Here is a 3,706-nt window from a genome sequence, read left to right as displayed (position 1 = left end):
ATTGCTACTTTTGCAGCATGGCTTGCTGGCATCCTTATTACTCATCAGGGCAAAGCTGCTGATTTTCAGGCTCACTCCGCCAAATTTATCTCCTCTTTATCAATCGTGTATTTAGGGAGAGAGGTAATAAAAAAACAAATGGAAATCTCGAATTCTGATTTGATTCTGGCTTTGCAGATTTTGCTCCAGATGGTGATAAATACTCAACTGGAACATGGGATATATGACTAAAATTCGTGTGGATCGCTCAGGGACGGACCCCGGTGGGGTCCGTCCCCGTTTTATTACGTCCCCTTTTTATTCAACATCGAGCCGTGCTGTAGGTAAGAGAGCGGATGATGACAACCTGTATGTTTTTATCCGTAAACCCTAAAACCATTCCCCAAATCACAATTGAACTGGTAACTACCCAATTTTTCGTAGTTATTAGCATTCAAAACAGACGTTTTAATAGATACCCCACCTTCTGAATCCAAATTGAACTTTGTGTAATCAAATGTTGGTGTACCGCGAGACATAGGATTGTCCAAAGTAAAATGCCTGTCAGAGGCAGTCACCCTGTTGTTATTAATGACCATTACTGCATTAGGAGTAACCGCAACAATGGATGAAGGAACTGGCATCTCCGAAGTACATTGCTTTAAATGAACTACAAAAGTTATTCGCTTGCCCTGTGATGCGGCATCTGCAACCTCTTGAAAAGTAGTTAATTCTTGCGAATAGGCTACAGATGAACCAATCATTAACGCGGTGTATAACATCTTTTTCATTTTACTACTCCTTGTATAAAAACCGGCATAAGGTTGCCAAGAAGCCCTATTTTTGTCAATCCTTAACCAAATATTTAAATGTACAAAACAGGCTTTCATTAACTCACTCCATTGTGTATACTCTTTGCTAGCGTTGATTTGAAACACAGCTTGCGGACGCTCAGATAAGTTATAAGTTAAACTTTCTGAAAATACGGCTAAAGCGGTAACCTTAATTTCTGCCACTTAAAGCCCGCCACAAGCAATTAACTCAGGTTATACTGATGATTGAATTAAATGGGTTATCTAAATCTTTTTCTGACAAACTTGTTCTTTCGGACATTAATTTATACATTCAAGAAGGCGAAATATTTGGCATTATCGGCAAAAGTGGCGCAGGCAAATCCACTCTTTTGAGATGCATCAACCTACTTGAAATGCCTGACTCAGGTGAGGTCATTGTTGATGGACACAATATGCTCGAGCTCAGTGGGTACAAATTAATACAAGCTCGACACAAGATTGCCATGATTTTTCAACACTTCAATTTATTAAACTCCAAAACTGTCTACGACAATGTTGCTTTGCCTATGCGCATACAAGGAATGAATGAGGAGTTCATTAAAGAGAAAGTTGAAGAATTGCTACCGATCGTTGAACTCGAAGAAAAGCGTGACATGTACCCATCGCAGTTAAGTGGAGGCCAGAAGCAACGTGTTGCCATTGCTAGAGCCCTAAGTTGCTCACCTAAAATTCTCTTGTGCGATGAGGCAACCTCAGCATTAGATCCTCAAACTACAGAGTCTATTCTTGCTTTGCTCAAGAAAATAAATTCCTTGTATGGAATTACTATTGTGCTAATCACCCATGAGATGGAAGTGATCAAGCGCATTTGTAATCGTTTAGCAGTCATTGAAGATGGAAAAATTATTGAATGCTCCTCTCTTGCTAATCTATTTAATAATGAAAACAGCGTTGCAAAACACTTAATCTTTAAACAACTTAGCCCTGAATTACCCACTTGCTTAGCCAGCAGGCTAGCAAATTATGCCACGGAAAAGCCACTGGTAAAATTACTCTTCGAAGGAGAAGAAGCAAAGGTTCCATTTATCAGTCAGACCAGTAGAGAAATGCATATGGACATTAATATTCTCTTAGCGAATATTGATCGCTTTGATGGAGTAACCTGTGGAGTTTTGGTGGTGGAATTAAAAGCAAATCCCTTGCTATTGGATGCATTTATTGCACGCTGCCAGGAAGCAAACATTAAGGTGGAGGTTTTAGGCTATGTCCTACCAGATGGTTTATGATTTACTGAATGCTACAGGTGAAACACTGTACATGGTATTTTTTAGTACATTCTTTGCAATTATTCTAGGTTTACCTTTTGGCATTTTATTATTTTCTTCAACTCGCATAAAAGCGAATCCTACGCTCAACAAACTGCTTTCAGCCCTAATTAACATACTGCGTTCAATCCCTTTTATCATCTTGTTGGTTGCTATCATTCCGTTGACACGGCTTATAGTGGGTACGAGTATAGGAATCAATGCAGCGATAGTACCGCTAACCATTGGAGCTACCCCATTTTTTGCACGTCTTGTTGATAATGCTCTTCAAGCGTTGCCTTTGGGATTAATTGAAACTGGGTATTCAATGGGGGCTAGCACAAGACAAATCATTCAATACATCATTTTACCCGAGGCAAAGCCTGGAATTATTCATGCAATTACTGTTACGGCCATTACCTTGATTAACTACTCCGCAATGGCAGGTGCAGTAGGAGCAGGTGGATTAGGAACTCTCGCAATCAATTATGGGTATCAACGATTTAACGCTGGAGTCATGTTGTCTACGGTTATTGTTTTGATTATTTTAGTACAACTTGTTCAAGTTGTTGGAGATTTTATAGCTAAGCGTTCTTCTGTAAACAACTAAATTGGAGGTTCAATGCGAATATTAAGTTATCTGTTATTAATACTTGGGCTAGTTGCTTGTAATAGTAAACCTGATCCTAATGTATTAACTGTTGGCACCATTGCAGGACCAGAAACCGAATTGATCGAGACAGCAAAAGAAGTCGCTGAAAAAGAGCATGGTTTAAAAATTAAAATTGTTGAATTTAACGATTACAATTTGCCAAACGAAGCGCTTGAAGATGGCAGCCTGGATGCTAACGTGTTTCAACACTTACCCTATTTAAAAGCGTCAATATTAACTCATGGATACAACCTGCAAGCGATTGGCAGAACCTTTGTTTATCCGATGGGAATTTACTCTAAAAAATACAAAACGCTCAGTGATTTGCCTAAGAATGGCATTATTGCGGTTCCCAATGATCCGAGCAATGAAATGCGTGCCTTTATATTGCTTGAAAAAGCCCATCTTATTACCTTAAAGAACACCACTAATAGTGGGATACAAGATATTGCCAGCAATCCCAAACAACTTAAATTTAAAGAGTTGGATGCCGCACAACTACCAAGAGTTTTGCAGGACGTTGATGCAGCAGTAATCAATACCACCTTTGCCCTACCCGCTGGATTAAGCCCTTCAAAAGACGCTTTATTCACGGAAGGTAGTGATTCTCCCTATGCAAACATCATCGTTATCCGCAAAGACTCAAAGAAAAGACCACAACTTGATTTATTTGTAAAATCACTTAACTCTGACGCTGTCAAACAAAAAGCAAAAGAGCTTTTTGGTGATGATGCGATTCCAGCGTGGTAAAATAGGAACAATCATCTTCTCCCCAAAGGAGAAGATGATTACTATTTAAGCGAAATCGCACAAAATTCGATACCACCCAGAGTATTCTTCGGTTAATTGTAACTATTCACCTCAATGGTTCAATATCAATCCGTGCCGTGACCGTAAGGGCTGAGGTATCGACTCATTTTATAGTCCCTCGGCTAATCTCTTCTCTGATGGTCAGTAAGCGTAGGTCCGGCGCTTCG

At 39.6% G+C, this 3,706-nt stretch carries 5 protein-coding genes; 4 read left to right on the top strand and 1 reads right to left on the bottom strand.

Annotation, left to right across the window (positions count from 1 at the left end):
• The coding region (locus Lwal_RS17505; protein ID WP_058479853.1) for a hypothetical protein at positions 1-231 on the top strand (231 nt) is incomplete at its 5' end.
• Positions 232-356: 125 nt separating this feature from the next.
• Here Lwal_RS17505 and Lwal_RS17880 read toward each other — a convergent pair.
• Positions 357-995: a VirK family protein gene (locus tag Lwal_RS17880; RefSeq protein ID WP_231950950.1), complete on the bottom strand. Its 639-nt coding sequence runs from the start codon at positions 993-995 to the stop codon at positions 357-359.
• Between the two features lie 38 nt (positions 996-1,033).
• On the opposite strand from Lwal_RS17880, the gene Lwal_RS05150 reads away from it, so the two are divergent.
• From Lwal_RS05150 to Lwal_RS05140, 3 genes are read left to right on the top strand one after another with little or no spacing between them, the layout of a single operon-like run.
• Positions 1,034-2,059 carry a methionine ABC transporter ATP-binding protein gene (locus Lwal_RS05150; protein WP_058479852.1) on the top strand — a complete coding sequence of 342 codons (1,026 nt, stop codon included), beginning with the start codon at positions 1,034-1,036 and terminating at the stop codon, positions 2,057-2,059.
• Positions 2,037-2,687 carry a methionine ABC transporter permease gene (locus Lwal_RS05145; protein WP_058479851.1) on the top strand — a complete coding sequence of 217 codons (651 nt, stop codon included), beginning with the start codon at positions 2,037-2,039 and terminating at the stop codon, positions 2,685-2,687. Before Lwal_RS05150 ends, Lwal_RS05145 begins: the two co-directional genes overlap by 23 nt.
• 12 nt (positions 2,688-2,699) lie before the next feature.
• A complete protein-coding gene (locus Lwal_RS05140; RefSeq protein WP_058479850.1) occupies positions 2,700-3,479 on the top strand; it encodes a MetQ/NlpA family ABC transporter substrate-binding protein in 780 nt (259 codons plus the stop codon).
• Positions 3,480-3,706: the final 227 nt, after the last annotated feature.

Source organism: Legionella waltersii, assembly GCF_001468085.1.
Taxonomy (GTDB): domain Bacteria; phylum Pseudomonadota; class Gammaproteobacteria; order Legionellales; family Legionellaceae; genus Legionella; species Legionella waltersii.
This window is presented reverse-complemented; position numbering and strand designations above follow the sequence as displayed.

Excerpts from the sequence above, each read along its gene's own strand:
- Lwal_RS05150 (WP_058479852.1), top strand. The coding sequence starts at position 1,034 with ATGATTGAATTAAATGGGTTATCTAAATCTTTTTCTGACAAACTTGTT.
- Lwal_RS05145 (WP_058479851.1), top strand. The coding sequence starts at position 2,037 with ATGTCCTACCAGATGGTTTATGATTTACTGAATGCTACAGGTGAAACA.
- Lwal_RS05140 (WP_058479850.1), top strand. The coding sequence starts at position 2,700 with ATGCGAATATTAAGTTATCTGTTATTAATACTTGGGCTAGTTGCTTGT.